Consider the following 14201-nt stretch of genomic DNA (forward strand, 5'->3'; position numbering starts at 1 on the left):
CAAGATATTCCTTGATCGAAATGGTTTCCTCAAACATACAACTGAGTGACATTTCTAGAAGGAGATTCTTCGTTACAAAGCTGGCACCGCACGGGATTTTCAACCGATTCTCTGTAGTGGCGAGTCCAAACGAACCGTCAGGGTATCCGGAATAATATCTTTGTAACAAGTCCGACAATCCATCCGGGATTAATTTAAACAGATTCTGAAAAATCTTGTGTTGCCTGTATTATGCAAATATCAAATACAGCTAAATGTAAAATAATTGTTTTACACACTTCATAATTTCTTCATAAGTTCCTCATTCTTTCATCACAATTTTTATTTATACTCAAGCATACCACCCAGGCAACATGGTTTGATTGCCATATAGCGTAATCAAATGAGTATTCGAATATGAAGAATTTGAATAAACGAGTATTTTCAAACTTCTGAATTTTTGGTTGAGAATTTGTATGCAGTATCTGATCATCTCCAGGCAGAATTCCAATGGAATAAGGAAACATACGTAACGTAAGTTCCTTTTGGATTATTATGTCGTGAACGTATTCGGAAAGGAAATATGCTGATGTTCGACCACATTCGCTCGATGTTGACTGGTGAACGAATTTGTTCAAAGGAGCATCTGGACAGTTATAAACGAATTGGTGAGCAAGTATATGAAGTGGAAGTAGAGATGTCCGATTGCCAAAAGCCGCGAGTGCGGGCATTATTGGCTGCGGCCAAAAGTCTGAACATCATATCGGAAGCACTATTAAAAGAAGTATTTGATAATAAACCGGTATCAAGCGTTACACACGAGCAAGCCGAAAAATTTTACGGTTTGATTCCGGATTTGTTGATTGGGATACGTCAAGAAAACGTCATGGACCATAGTTCCAAAGTCAAACTTCCGATTTCTTTATCTGATCAAATTGTGTCGGATCGAAGATGCCCCACGCGCCATTTGGCTGGAATGAGGCGGGCGGCTGATGAAATGGAACGCCTGCTGCAATCATCGATGGAGCGGTTCCGGGCTTCGGATGACAATAAACCTATGCTATTGCGATTTGAAGAAGCACGAATAAAACGGCAAATTGCGGATGCAATGGTTGGCTCGATCATGCAAGGGCAAAAAGTATCGGAGGAAAGCCATGAAAAAGCGGAAGAAGGATACTGGGATGCGCTTGAAACATATTTTAAAATCGCCCAGCAACTGGAAGATCCGAGTATTGCATGGGAAACCGTAAAAAAGCCCCGACATCAGCAAAACAACGATATTTGGCGGATAACATCGAGACGTGCCATGCAAGATATTCGTCAATCGGGGGAGTGGGAAGAGGCTGAAAAAGACATTGCCGAGTTTTGGGAAAAACATTCGATTACGGCAATGGAACGTGAATATGAAACGATTGTTTCGGAGTTGGAAAACGGAAGGGACATACGGGCAGAAGGCTACTGGAATTGTTGTCCATTTCAACCTGTGTATCGGGTGTTGCGCGGGCCGCTGGAGATCCTGGGATACACGGTTCCTGCCGGTCACATGTTTGTGTGGGATTACGGAGAAAACGGGCAAGCAGGGCGTTTGATTACACAAGCTTCTTTCCAACATGCGGAAAGACAGTATTGTGAAGATTGAATCATTGGGGGGAATCCATATGTCGATATTTGGAAGAATAAAAGACATCGTTCGTGCGAATATCAATGAAATCATCAGCAAAGCCGAGGACCCGGAGAAAGCTCTCAATTTGTACATTGAAGATGCAATCGAACAATTGCGCCAGTTCAAAGTGGAAGTGAGCCGCTTTGAAGCAGAACGAATTCGGATTGCAAAAGAGATCCGAACATGTGAGTCGATGATTTCCGATTGGCACGAAAAAGCAAAACTTGCCATACGGGAAGAAAAAGAAGACTTGGCTCGCAAAGCGCTTGAAAAAGAGCAGCATGAGCAAGACCGTCTGGAAAAACTGCAACCGCAGTTGGAACAGGCAGAAAAGACATCTGCCCAACTTAAGGAACAACTGCAGAGCCTTGAGGAAAAACTCGAAGAAGCAAGAGAAAAAAGAGACGATTTGATCAGTAGAAATCGCCTTGCCGAAACGCAAAAATCTCTTGCAAACGCGGTATCCGGATTGTCCGGCGACGATCCGCTCAGCAAATTCGATCGAATGGAAGAGAAAGTAAAAGCGAAAGAGGCGGAAGCAGAAGCCGCGAATGTAACACTGCAATCGTCCTTGCGTTATGAATTTGACGAATTGGAAAAACAAGAAAAAAAATCGAAAGTCGATGATGCATTAACCAAGTTGCGTGCGGAATTGCATAGCGAATCGAGAGAATAGGGTTGTCTCAAAAGGGTTGCCCCCCATCATTTCACATTGAAAACCCGTATTCACTAGAACAGTGGTACGGGTTAACTGTTTGTAAAAGGTTTTAGTACTATTTCTTTCATGAAAATTAAACGAATAAAAGATCGATCAAGAGGTGTTTGATGAATACAAATCGGATACTTGCAGTCGATGATGAGTGGAACATGCGCAATCTAATCCGGATTTACCTTACAAAAAACGGGTTCCATATAACGGAAGCTAAAAATGGCCATGAGGCAATCGATTTGTTGGAAACACACAGTTTTGATTTGATGATTTTGGATGTCATGATGCCCGATATGAACGGTTGGGAAATATGTGCGAAAGTTCGTGAAACCAGCCAAATTCCAATTTTGATGGTAACAGCCAGGACAGAGACCAAAGATAAAGTATATGGATTGATGACGGGCGCGGATGATTATGTGGTGAAACCGTTTGACGCGGAAGAGTTGATGGCACGAGTCTTTGCTTTATTAAGGAGATCCAATGCATTGGAAATTGCAAACTTGCAGCAAATACCGCAAATGATTGCACATCAGGAATTAGTCATGGATCCAGAACGTAGGCAAGTGACTGTAAACGATCATCCAATTGAACTTACCATCAAAGAATTTGATGTATTGGTATTATTGGCAGAACACCCGCAACGAGTTTTCAGTCGAGAAGCGATATTGGAACGGATTTGGGGGGCGGATTATTCTGGAGGTGAACGTACTGTGGATACGCATGTGAAAAATGTTCGGCTAAAGCTTCGGGATGGGGGATTATCCTATTCTCCGATCCAGACAGTCTGGGGAATCGGTTATAAATTTCAAAAGCCCGCAGACGCAAAATGATCGCAAACCGGATTGTATATAAATTAAGCGGTAGTATCTTATTGTTTTTTCTTGGTGTTTTGCTGCCTTTTGGGTTTGTTATCAATCAGATTTTTACCAATTTTTATTATCAAAATGTGCAGCAAGAAATCGATCAAACGTCATCCAAATTGGCTCAATCGATTGCCCATTATCATGATTCGATGATGATTGACATGATGCAAATGATGGCTGAGTTTTCAGGAGCGAAATTATATATTGCGGACGCGCAAGGGAAAATTATTGTGAACACAAGTCTTCCATCCATAACCAAGCAAGGATTGATTCCGGATCAGGAACTGAAACTTCTGTCAGTTGGAACATCGATCCAAAAACACTATCAAGATCCGATATCGAAAATAAGCTATCTGATTGTCGGCAAGCCCATTATCGATCAGGGTAGGTTTTACGGTGGTGTATTTGTGGTTTCATCGATCGAATTGATTCATCAATCGATTCTGAAAATACGGCAATTGTTGATTCTTTCCGGTTTCGGTGCGTTTTTTCTGGCGGTCGGATTTACATTTGTCCTCACAAAAAAGTTATCGAATCCATTGATACGGATGGAGCAAGCCACTCGAAAAATTGCGAAAGGAAATTTCTCTATACGACTGGATGTCATGTCGAAGGATGAGATCGGTTCATTAGCTGCCGCGATTAACGACTTGGCGGTCGAATTGCAACGATATCGGGATACTCGCAGCGAGTTTTTTGCAAATATTTCTCATGAACTTCGAACACCCATCACCTATTTGGAAGGTTACGCGAAAGTAATAAAGGAAGGTTTGTATGCTTCAGAAGAAGAGAAAGATCAATATCTGGGTATCATTCAAAAAGAATCGCAACGAATGGGCCGATTGATTTATGATTTATTTGAGCTGTCCAAGATGGAAGCAGGGAAATTTGATTTAGATCTGGAATGGGTAGACCTGGTGGAAATCATGGAGAATCTGGTTCGGAACACTTCGTTACAGGCAAAGGAAAAAGGATTGGATATACAGTTGAACATTCGGGATGAACTGCCGCTGATTTTGGGGGACGGATTGCGGATGGAACAAATTTTTATGAATTTGCTGACGAATGCGATTCGTTATACGAACAAAGGCAAGATCGTTATCGATTTGCAGCGAGTGGCTGACAGGCACGTCCTGGTTTCGATGGAAGATACGGGCATTGGCATTCCGCAAGAGGAATTGAAACATATTTTTGAACGGTTTTACAGAGTTGAAAAATCGCGATCCCGACAGTATGGCGGCACGGGATTGGGACTTGCCATTGTAAAACAATTGGTGGAACTTCATGGCGGACAGATTCAAGTACATAGCCAATCAGGAACAGGTACTCGATTTGAGGTTCGTTTTCCAATGGATCCTGTCAAGGAAGAAGGAAGAAAATAATGAAATTTACCGAATGGTTGATCGCTCTGTCGTTGATTGTCATCGGTTTATTGTGTCTTACGATGTCAGCAACCGCGACAGTAGGTTTGAGTTCCATTCAACCGTTTGTAAGCATGTTATTGCAAATTTGTCTTTGGACGGGTATCCCTCTAGTGATCGCAATGGTCGTATATATCATTATCAAAACGAAAAATCAAAAACAATAGAAATATTGTGAAAATAGCCTTTGGGATGACTTCAATGAAAATTGGTTACCGAATTTATGTGGTTGTTTTATTGATAAAGATTCACAGTTGTATTTGATAAAGAAAGGAATGAATACTGTATGTTCCCAATGATGGCTTGGGGGATGTTTGTGCAATCAATTGTTTGGATTGTGATCATTGGTTTTGCAATTTTTGGTGTTCTTTCACTGTTTTTGCGTTCTTCGGAACGGAAAGAGGATACAGCAATCCTGATTTTAAAGGAGCGATATGCAAGAGGAGAGATTAGTGAAGAGGAGTTTAAAGAGAGACGCGATTTTTTAACAACACAAAATTGATTTTTTGATAAAAGCTCGATATGCAACAAAAATTTTTAACTTCATCGATTCTTCACACATTCATCAAAGATTAAACAAAACTGTTGGCTATACTAATTTCAGTTACACAATCGATACATGGATGGAGGTTGTACAATGAATAAAAAGAAACTATTAGGAATATCGTTTGCTTTAGCTACTACATTAGTTGCTGGGCAAATGGCCTATGCGGCTACTTCAAACAGCAATCCCACAAGTGACAACAGTACAGGAACTAGTGCCACGATGAGTAGCAATGATATGTCTGGAATGATGAACAACGGAAATTCCAATGGTATGATGGGGAATGCCAATATGAGCAAAATGATGAATGCGATGAATTCCCCGGAAGGGCAAAATATGATTAACAGTTGCAGTAAATTTATGAATTCATATGGGAAATCTACTAAGTAAAAGGAAGATCCTGAAATTAAAAGCTAACGGAAGGTATGAATCATGGGTTTCTGTGGACCTTCTTCTGGTAGAAAAAATTCGCAGAATGACAAGGATATAGAGAAAAATGTAAGCTCGTTGGATTTTTTAAAGTTACGACTGGCACGAGGGGAAATTACATTTGAGGAATATGAAAAGATTAAATCGGAATTAATCATCCAATAAAGAAACCAAGTGTAATTTCGGATTTGTTAACATACTTCGTGATAGCCGCATTCAAAATCATTCGAAGTAAACATGACTGCTAAAACAAACTTTGCTCATTAGCTGAACTGACGGTGAATTTGAATAGGAAATTCAAAACTTTTAAAAATGGATTTGCATTGTAACTAAAAGTTGGTATTCAGTTTTCTGGATGCCAACTTTTATTATAAAAATGGAAAATTTCATAAGTTCTTCATAAGTTCCTCAATCTTTCAACACATTTTTTATGTACACTCGAAACAATCAAGATTAATGAGTGCTAAAAATGAAATCTGATTATTGAATGAATGTTGGAAACGAATTACTGAGTGCTCTTAATGGTAATCTCTTTGCTCAAGCGTTACAAGAATTATTCATAGAGTTCATAGAGAGATAGCAAGTTCGTATGCTAATTGAATTCAAAATGGAGATGATAAAACTATGGATATTCTTCAATGGAGTGCAATTATAAGTTTACTTATTTTAAATATGGTTATCATTAAAAGGGTCTTTCTATCCACGAAGGGATAATTACCAAGCAGATCTTGAAAAAAGAGAACAGTCGAGTGAACATTGGATAACAGAAATTCAAAAAATTTTCCGTGTAATGAAAGAGGTGGCGCATGAATTTACAAAGTCAAGGAGTTAAAGGGGAATCCCAACATTCAGAACGGCTAAAATGGATTGTTGCTATCGTGATATCAGTGTTAGTTGGGTCGGCAACGACATTTATCACACTTCCGATTCTGATCAAGGAGAATTGGATTCACTTGCCACACCCCGTCATCAAATCCAATGACTTGATCCCTACAACTCTGCTCAGCAACCAAACCGTTAAGGAGAGTGGAGGTATAGTTGACGCGGTCAATAAAGTGAAAAAAGCTGTCGTTGGGGTCGTGAATTATGAAAAAGCATCTGATTTCTTGAATCAAGATTCAAAAACACAGGAGAAAGGTGAGGGTTCCGGAATTATTTTCGATAAGCAAGGATTTATTATTACCAATGATCACGTAGTACAAGGTGCTGCTAACATAGAAGTACTTTTACCCGATGGAAAAAAAACTAAGGCCAAAGTAATAGGAACCGATGCATACAGTGATCTTGCAGTTTTGCAAATTCCTTCATCCTATGTAACAGGTGTCGCAACATTTGGCAACTCAGATGTATTACAAGTAGGGGAGCCAGTGATAGCAATTGGAAATCCTCTTGGACGTAATTTCAGCCAAACGGTGACCGTTGGGGTCATAAGTGCTACGAAGAGAACGTTATCAATTCCGGACAGAAATTCTGGACAAACATTACGTACACAAGCAGTTTTGCAGACAGATGCTGCGATCAATCCCGGTAACAGCGGAGGGGCACTGAGTAACATCGTTGGGCAAGTGATCGGCATCAATCGTGCAAAAATTGCAACTACAGGCGTTGAAGGAATGTAAGCGCTCAATAAACCGGTGCATGGTCAGCATACTTTAATCATGAGAAAATACCTCCATAAGAGCAAGAAATGGAGGTATAAAGAAATGGACATTAGCGAAAAACAGGCGATAGTGGCTGAATGCAGAGCTAGCGGGATGACCGCAAAAGCATGGTGCGAAGCAAAGGGCATTGAATATCGCCAATATGTTGTATGGGCAACGAAAGTAAATCGAGAAGAGCATCATGCACCGCAACAATGGGCTAATGTAACAATGAAAAAAGATGAGCACATCCCGGACGAAATCCGGCTGACCTGTGGGAAATGGACGATTTGCGTGGTATCTGGGTTCAATCCCATACTGCTTGCTGACTTACTTCGGGTCGTGGATGAAGTATGCTGAAAGACATCACAAACTATGACGGGATCTACTTGGCCTGCGGAGCTACAGATCTAAGGCTCTCAGTAGACGGCTTGTCCATTATCGTGAAACAGAAATTCGAAATGGATCCATTCGGAAACTACCTTTTCCTGTTCTGTAACAAAAGCCGAAATCGGCTGAAAGGCCTGAGTTGGGATCGCAACGGCTTTGTCCTCTATTATAAGAGACTTGACGGCGCGGGTGCTCGATTCCAGTGGCCCAAAGAGCCGGCTGATGTAAGAACTATAACGATCCGGCAGCTTCGCCTGCTCATGGAAGGCATGTCCATTGACCCTCCCAAAGGTTTCGGAGAAGTCAAAGCCAGGGACTTCTGCTAAGAAAAATACCCCCTCGACATTGCCGACAATCATTTGTTTTCGGAAACTGACTATCAATGTTCAAATGCATCCATCCCTTGATATTACTCGATTTCCGGGCATTTTTATGGTAAAATTGAGCTATGAAAACGATCGATTTGGAGAGTCTTTCTCCCGAGATAACTGAATATATTTTAAAACTCGAAACCCAATTACAAGAACAGACGAAAACGGTCGAAGACCAAAGGATCCGTATCGACCAACTGATGAATATGCTGTCCAACTTTCAAAAAACTCTGTATGGTCAATCCAGCGAAAAAAGTAAGTATGTGTTAGGTGAGGATAGTCAGCAGCTTTCTCTGTTCAACGAAGCGGAGGCCGAGTCCAATCGTCATACTCCCGAGCCCGATAACGTCTCTGTTTCCGGGCATACTCGAAAAGCCAAGCGGACAAAGGAAGAAATCGCTGCAAATCTTCCCGTGGTGGAGATCCTTTGTGAGTTGGAAGAAGAAAAACGGGTCTGTGAGGAATGCAGCGGAAACATGCGGGTGCTTGGCAAAGAAACGGTCCGGGAAGAGTTAGAGATCATCCCGGCCCAGGTAAGGCGGCTTCGCTATGTCCGACAAAGCTATGTCTGCGAAAGCTGCGAGAAAGAAACGGGCGAAGCGACCATCGTAAAGGCACCCACCCCCGCCCCTGTCATAAAACGGAGTCTTGCTTCAGCATCTACGGTGGCTCATGTCATGTATCAGAAATATGTGAATGGCATGCCGCTATACCGACAGGAAAAAGACTGGGCCAATCAGGGGATCATCCTTTCCCGAGCCACTTTAGCCAACTGGGTCATTCGAGCTGCAACGGACTGGCTGGTGCCTTTATGGGAGACCATGAAGTCTTATCTCCTGAATCAGGGGGTGATTCACGCAGATGAAACTGTGATCCAGGTACTCAAAGAGGAAGGGAAGAAACCATCCTCTGATTCGAGAATGTGGGTCTACTGCTCGGGGAATACCGGAGATGCGACAGTGGTGCTGTTTGAATACCAACCTACACGATCCGGCGAGCATGCGAGACGGTTTCTGGAAGGCTTTCATGGGTTTTTACAAACCGATGGCTACAGTGGATATGACAAGGTTCCAGAGGTAACCCGATGTGGGTGCTGGAGCCACTTGCGCAGGAAATATCAGGAGGCCATGCCCAAGGGTGGAACAGTGGAAGGCTCCGCTGCCGCGGTAGGATTTGAATACTGCAACCGATTGTTTGCCATCGAGAGGGATTTGGCACAGCTCTCTCCGGAAAAACGGAAACAACAGCGTCAGGAACGCTCCAAACCCGTTCTTGAGGCGTATTGGTCATGGCTCGAAACCGTAAACCCTCTTAAAGGTTCCAAACTGGCAGAGGCTATTACCTATTCTATTAACCAAAAAACGTCGCTGAATACGTTTCTGGAAGATGGGCGCATTGAATTGTCCAATAATCGAGCCGAGAATGCCATCCGGCCCTTTGTCATCGGAAGAAAGGGATGGTTATTTGCTGATACGAAAAAAGGAGCACAAGCAAGTGCAGTTGTCTATAGCATTGTAGAAACGGCAAAAGCGAATCAACTCAATGTTTATATGTATCTCGTACATATCTTCAGTAAAATGCCAGGGTTAGACTTCAAGAGCAATCCATCGCTTCTAGAAGATTTGATGCCTTGGTCGCAAAATCTGCCAAACTACTGCCGCAACTAACACATTCCATATAATAAGCGAATCACCGGTACAACTACTGTATCGGTTTTTATTTTTCAATGCGCCTTTTTATTGAGCGCTTACGAAGGAATGGGATTCGCTATACCAATCAATGAAGCAGTACCAGTTATTCAGGATCTCTTGAAATATAGACATGTAAACTACTCAGCCTTAGGTGTTGGGAGTCGTTAAGCTAGTTAAGTAGTCAAGCCTTTTTTTGGTACACCCAGAATGGACGTTGGTCTATTGTTGTAAGTACCCAAACTTCAGATTTTAACTTCTACAATTCAAACGGTTTATGCTCACCCATTCGGTTGCTTCTCTAAGCGAAACAATTGAATTGCCAAAACGGATGCCAGAATTGCAAAGAATCCAAATATAAGTAACGCCATGCGAAATCCTAAGAGAAGTGCACCACTGAAAACCAAGCTGCCAACACCAAATCCTAAAAATAAACAGAAAACATTCAACCCCATAGCAAGACCACGCTTGGAAGTCAAATCTGTCACGATACCCGCCAGCAGCGGCTGGGTCATATCATAGCCGAGGGAAAGGGTCGTGACAAGTAATGCGGCTACAATCACCGGAAGATGCAGGGAAAGAACAGCGGTTGAAAGTCCTGCGATCACGAAGCCGATTGGAATGAAATGACTTCTTCCCATACGATCGGCCAAGCGGCCAATGACTGGTCCGAAAAGAAAACCGGGAATTCCATAACCGAGTAGTGCAAGTCCGACGCCCACATCACCTAAACCATACCGCTTAGCAAAATAGTACCCGAGCCATGTAAAGACCCCCGAATGAAATATGCCGTTAAACAAAACGTACGTATAAGTTCGAGCACCACGTTTGGATTTCAGTAACATAAGCAGCCCCATTCCTACCTGACGAAGGGTGGATGGAACGTTGACCGTCACACGTTGATCCAACATTGTTTGGAACGGTATCAATGTGATGAAAACCAGGATCGACAATACAGCGACACCGAGAAAGAGCCCTTGCCATGTAAGGAAAGGTTCAAGAACGGCTCCCAGTGTTGAACCAAACGCCATCCCGCCAGCCATTGCTCCGAACAGCCACCCGAGCGCACGCCCACGTTCTTTGTAGTCAAAGTGGTCGCCGACAAGAGCCAACGCAATCGGCACTACACCACTGGCAACAAGTCCCGTAATCAGACGCAGCCAGAATAAAGCAGCTGCAGAATCGGCGAGTGCCGTGAACCCGGTAAATAAAATGAATCCGGCAAACGATGCGAGAATAATAGTACGTCGCCCCAAACGATCGGAAAGTGGACCGTAAACGAGTGTTGTCGCTCCATATGGGAGTAAGTAAGCTGGAACGATCAACCCGATGGTTCCAACCGAAACATTGAAAAAACTCGCAAGATGTGGGATGAGTGGAGCGACCATGAAAGCCTGAAAGAAGATCAGGAAGGTCGCTGCCGAGAGAACCCAAAGAAGGCGGATTCTTGGATCACTTTGCGAACGAACATTAGGCACCACATATTCCTCCTTATCATTCAGGCCGATAATCGGGTATCACATCCTGAACGTGGTATCCGGCTTTTTCAATTGCTGATTTCATATCATCAATGGTTGCTTTTTGTGGGTCAAAGATAACCCAGGCATGATCCTTTGGCGGAATCTCGACCTGAAAGCGATAGACGCCGGATATTTTCTTTAGCGCACCCTCGACCGAGGGCTTACACGCATGCATTCAATGCATGCCGATTCCTTTGAGAAGAACACTTTCCATCCCTTCCGGAACTGTCATTTCGTGCATTGCTTTCTGGCTTTCTTTTTTGAACAATCGATCAAAAAATCCCATAAGAATCCCCTCACTTTGCGTATTTATAAATGACATCCATCAGATCATCGTACACTTCATCCGATCCGTTTTTTATAGCATTCGTGGCACATGTTTGCAGGTACTTGCGCATGACCTCTTTTCCGACACTTCGCAGTGCTTCGTGGATACTGGAAATCTGCGTGAGTATAGCGACGCAGTTCGATGTATCTTCTTCAATCATCCGTTTGACGCCCCGTACTTGCCCTTCGATCACGGACAGTCTGCGAGCGCATTTTTCGATCCGTTCCTTGCGCTCGAAATCATCCATCATTGGCAGTTCTTGCATGTTCACAACTCCTATCGTTTTTTAGTGTGTCAAGAAAGATTGGCAGGGTTTTGTGGTTCTCCCAGAGCGAATCGGCTGAACAACGTGTGGCCAAGTACCACAACCAGCGAGAAAGCCATCGCCAACATGGCCCATAAAGGGTGAACGAAACCTGACAATGAGGCTACAACGCCAATTCCGTTCACTGACAATGCGAGTAATACATTACGAACCGTCATGGCGTAGCTGGTTCGTGCCAAGATATGTGCTTCCAACACAGCTTTGAGTCGCTGTCCCGGAAGTACAACGTCGGCAGCATCGATGGCAATATCTGTCCCAGTGCCAATGGCAATTCCCACATCGGCCTGCATCAGAGAGGGGGCGTCGTTGATCCCGTCGCCGATGAAAGCGACTCGGCGGCCTTCTCTTTGCAGTTGTCGAACGAACGAGAGCTTATCTTCCGGAAGCAACTGTGCATGAACATCCGTAATACCGAGTTCCTCTGCAACTGCACTGGCTGCTTGCTGGTGATCGCCAGTTGCTAGGATAGCTGAAATTTTTAATTTCTTCAACGAAGCAAGAACTGATTTTGCATCCGGTTTTATGCGATCCGAAACGGAGATCGCACCGGCAACCTTCCCGTTATATGCTACAAATACGATCGTGCGACCATGCCACTGCTGTTCTGCTATCCACTCCCGAGCCTCTTTCAAATCATTCAGCCCGCGCTCTGTCATCAGCCGCTCCGTGCCAATCAGCACTTCCTGATCTTCTATTCGGGCTTCGATGCCTCGACCCGGAAGAGCATGGAAGTGATTCATTGACTGAATGGGTAATCCCTGTTCCTTTGCCGCTGAAACAATCGCCTTTGCAACGGGATGTTCGGATGCCCAATCGGCAGAAGCCGCCAAGCTAAGTACAGTATCCTCATCGCCATTTAATGTCCATACGGATGCCAGTTGTGGTTTCCCTTCCGTTAACGTACCAGTCTTATCGAATACGATCGTGTCCACGAGCCGGAAGACTTGGAAGGCTTCCCCGGAGCGCATCAGGATTCCTCGTTCCGCCGCCTCACCACTTGCCCGAATGATCGCCAAGGGTGTTGCCATGCCAAGCGCACATGGATAACCCATGACAAGCACGCTGAGGACTGTAAAACCCGCTCGCACCCAGAGTGGGTGACCTTCGAATACCCAACTGGCGACAACCCATAAAAGCCCACCGATAAGTGCCAGTATCAATACGGTCGGAACATAGATATTCAAGATTCTGTCCACGAGCCGGAGGATTCCCGGTTTCATCACACGCGCTTCTGTAACTTGGTTTGCCACTCGCTGGAGAAATGAATCTTCGCCAATCCGGGTAACCTCGATGATGAGGCTTCCGTTTCCATTCAAGGATCCTCCAATCACTTCGTCGCCAGGCTGAGTATCTACTGGCAAGGGCTCGCCTGTGACAAGCTGTTGATCCACCGATGACACACCTTGGACGATTTTCCCGTCGACAGGAATGCGTTCACCAGGTCGAACCCGAACGTGGTCAGCAAGCGCCAGGCTGTCCACCGGAACCATTTCTTCACAACCGGTTGGATCCAGTCGAGTTGCTGTTGCCGGTTGGAGCGACAAGAGTTTTTGAACGGATTGTGATGCACGCACATGAACCAGAACCGATGCAAAACCACCCACACCGTGGAAGGCGAGCACAAACGTCGTAGCCCCAAAGAAAGCTGACGACGGGAAGGCCGGCCAAATCAATCCGAGAGCACCACCGACGAGTCCGGCCGCTGCTGCCGCTGCCGCCAAAACGTCTTGGTTTACGATCCCACGGCGGACCGATTGAAAAGCATTACGGAAGACAAAAGATGCGGGCCCCAATGTAGAGATGATGGCGAAAGCCGCCTGCCCAACATCAAATATCATGGAATGTCCTAGCCAAAAGCGCAGAACCATCCATATCGTGGCAAGGGCAACCAGAATACCAACGTGAATGGCGGTACGCCGGGCATTGTTTAGTTCCTGCTTTTCCACCGCGAAAACATCCGCACGATTCGGCTCTCTCGATGTGTACCCGAGCTGATATAACGTTTGTGTCATCGTATCGATTCGTACTCGACCTGGATCGTAGTCAATGAGAACTTCCTGGTGTGCGAGACTGACTTGCGCATCCGAAACGCCGTCCAATCGGACAAGTGCACGCTGAACGGATTGAGTGCATAGTGAGCAGTGCATGCCTCCCACCTTGAGATGGAGTTTACTCATAAAGAATCACCGCCTTTCGGTTGATAAAAAGTGAATTATTCCAACACCCATACCCCCTGCATGTATGATTTATTCTACATAATTATACACATATACCCCCTATTAGTGTCAATGAAAAGAACATAACGAATGACAACTTATGCGAGGGATCGCA

Annotated in this window: 14 protein-coding genes; 11 read left to right on the forward strand and 3 right to left on the reverse strand. The window is 44.3% G+C overall.

Features of this window, described 5'->3' with window-relative positions; all coding sequences use genetic code 11:
• Nucleotides 1–568 precede the first annotated feature (568 nt).
• From LSG31_RS09265 to tnpC, 11 genes are all read left to right on the forward strand, one after another.
• Entirely contained in the window at nt 569–1618 is a 1050-nt protein-coding gene (locus LSG31_RS09265) for a hypothetical protein (RefSeq protein WP_347439001.1), read from the forward strand.
• Between the two features lie 19 nt (nt 1619–1637).
• Nucleotides 1638–2318, forward strand: a complete 681-nt coding sequence (locus LSG31_RS09270; RefSeq protein ID WP_347439002.1) for a PspA/IM30 family protein — start codon at nt 1638–1640, stop codon at nt 2316–2318.
• A 149-nt stretch (nt 2319–2467) separates the two neighbouring features.
• On the forward strand, nt 2468–3181 hold the full coding sequence (locus LSG31_RS09275; protein WP_347439003.1) for a response regulator transcription factor: 714 nt from the start codon (nt 2468–2470) through the stop codon (nt 3179–3181).
• Nucleotides 3178–4596 (forward strand): sensor histidine kinase, encoded by a 1419-nt coding sequence (locus tag LSG31_RS09280; protein ID WP_347439004.1) that lies wholly within the window; start codon nt 3178–3180, stop codon nt 4594–4596. The genes LSG31_RS09275 and LSG31_RS09280 overlap by 4 nt, the downstream gene beginning before the upstream one ends.
• A complete protein-coding gene (locus LSG31_RS09285; protein ID WP_347439005.1) occupies nt 4596–4802 on the forward strand; it encodes a hypothetical protein in 207 nt (68 codons plus the stop codon). Before LSG31_RS09280 ends, LSG31_RS09285 begins: the two co-directional genes overlap by 1 nt.
• 143 nt (nt 4803–4945) lie before the next feature.
• Entirely contained in the window at nt 4946–5137 is a 192-nt protein-coding gene (locus LSG31_RS09290; RefSeq protein WP_347439006.1) for an SHOCT domain-containing protein, read from the forward strand.
• Between the two features lie 135 nt (nt 5138–5272).
• Nucleotides 5273–5569 (forward strand): hypothetical protein, encoded by a 297-nt coding sequence (locus LSG31_RS09295; RefSeq protein WP_347439007.1) that lies wholly within the window; start codon nt 5273–5275, stop codon nt 5567–5569.
• An 845-nt stretch (nt 5570–6414) separates the two neighbouring features.
• Nucleotides 6415–7227 carry a S1C family serine protease gene (locus LSG31_RS09300; RefSeq protein ID WP_347439008.1) on the forward strand — a complete coding sequence of 271 codons (813 nt, stop codon included), beginning with the start codon at nt 6415–6417 and terminating at the stop codon, nt 7225–7227.
• 84 nt (nt 7228–7311) lie between these two features.
• Nucleotides 7312–7608, forward strand: coding sequence for an IS66 family insertion sequence element accessory protein TnpA (gene tnpA / locus LSG31_RS09305; protein ID WP_347438180.1), 297 nt, complete (start codon nt 7312–7314; stop codon nt 7606–7608).
• Nucleotides 7602–7964: an IS66 family insertion sequence element accessory protein TnpB gene (gene tnpB, locus LSG31_RS23325; RefSeq protein WP_430734240.1), complete on the forward strand. Its 363-nt coding sequence runs from the start codon at nt 7602–7604 to the stop codon at nt 7962–7964. The genes tnpA and tnpB overlap by 7 nt, the downstream gene beginning before the upstream one ends.
• Nucleotides 7965–8086: 122 nt before the next feature.
• A complete protein-coding gene (gene tnpC, locus LSG31_RS09315) occupies nt 8087–9676 on the forward strand; it encodes an IS66 family transposase (RefSeq protein WP_430734241.1) in 1590 nt (529 codons plus the stop codon).
• 302 nt (nt 9677–9978) lie between these two features.
• Here tnpC and LSG31_RS09320 read toward each other — a convergent pair whose 3' ends face one another.
• The 3 genes from LSG31_RS09320 to LSG31_RS09330 form a co-directional block, all read right to left on the reverse strand.
• On the reverse strand, nt 9979–11175 hold the full coding sequence (locus tag LSG31_RS09320) for an MFS transporter (RefSeq protein WP_347439009.1): 1197 nt from the start codon (nt 11173–11175) through the stop codon (nt 9979–9981).
• Between the two features lie 338 nt (nt 11176–11513).
• The gene (locus tag LSG31_RS09325) at nt 11514–11810 is read right to left on the reverse strand and encodes a metal-sensitive transcriptional regulator (RefSeq protein ID WP_347436718.1); all 297 of its coding nucleotides are present in this window, start codon (nt 11808–11810) and stop codon (nt 11514–11516) included.
• 29 nt (nt 11811–11839) lie between these two features.
• Nucleotides 11840–14047: a heavy metal translocating P-type ATPase gene (locus tag LSG31_RS09330; RefSeq protein WP_347436717.1), complete on the reverse strand. Its 2208-nt coding sequence runs from the start codon at nt 14045–14047 to the stop codon at nt 11840–11842.
• Nucleotides 14048–14201 lie beyond the last annotated feature (154 nt).

The organism is Fodinisporobacter ferrooxydans (assembly GCF_022818495.1).
Classification (GTDB): Bacteria; Bacillota; Bacilli; order Tumebacillales; family MYW30-H2; genus Fodinisporobacter; species Fodinisporobacter ferrooxydans.

Excerpts from the sequence above, each read along its gene's own strand:
- LSG31_RS09330 (WP_347436717.1), bottom strand. The coding sequence starts at position 14,047 with ATGAGTAAACTCCATCTCAAGGTGGGAGGCATGCACTGCTCACTATGC.
- LSG31_RS09270 (WP_347439002.1), top strand. The coding sequence starts at position 1,638 with ATGTCGATATTTGGAAGAATAAAAGACATCGTTCGTGCGAATATCAAT.
- LSG31_RS09280 (WP_347439004.1), top strand. The coding sequence starts at position 3,178 with ATGATCGCAAACCGGATTGTATATAAATTAAGCGGTAGTATCTTATTG.
- tnpA (WP_347438180.1), top strand. The coding sequence starts at position 7,312 with ATGGACATTAGCGAAAAACAGGCGATAGTGGCTGAATGCAGAGCTAGC.
- LSG31_RS09290 (WP_347439006.1), top strand. The coding sequence starts at position 4,946 with ATGTTTGTGCAATCAATTGTTTGGATTGTGATCATTGGTTTTGCAATT.
- LSG31_RS09300 (WP_347439008.1), top strand. The coding sequence starts at position 6,415 with ATGAATTTACAAAGTCAAGGAGTTAAAGGGGAATCCCAACATTCAGAA.
- LSG31_RS09295 (WP_347439007.1), top strand. The coding sequence starts at position 5,273 with ATGAATAAAAAGAAACTATTAGGAATATCGTTTGCTTTAGCTACTACA.
- LSG31_RS09275 (WP_347439003.1), top strand. The coding sequence starts at position 2,468 with ATGAATACAAATCGGATACTTGCAGTCGATGATGAGTGGAACATGCGC.
- tnpB (WP_430734240.1), top strand. The coding sequence starts at position 7,602 with ATGCTGAAAGACATCACAAACTATGACGGGATCTACTTGGCCTGCGGA.
- LSG31_RS09285 (WP_347439005.1), top strand. The coding sequence starts at position 4,596 with ATGAAATTTACCGAATGGTTGATCGCTCTGTCGTTGATTGTCATCGGT.
- LSG31_RS09265 (WP_347439001.1), top strand. The coding sequence starts at position 569 with ATGTTCGACCACATTCGCTCGATGTTGACTGGTGAACGAATTTGTTCA.
- LSG31_RS09325 (WP_347436718.1), bottom strand. The coding sequence starts at position 11,810 with ATGCAAGAACTGCCAATGATGGATGATTTCGAGCGCAAGGAACGGATC.
- tnpC (WP_430734241.1), top strand. The coding sequence starts at position 8,087 with ATGAAAACGATCGATTTGGAGAGTCTTTCTCCCGAGATAACTGAATAT.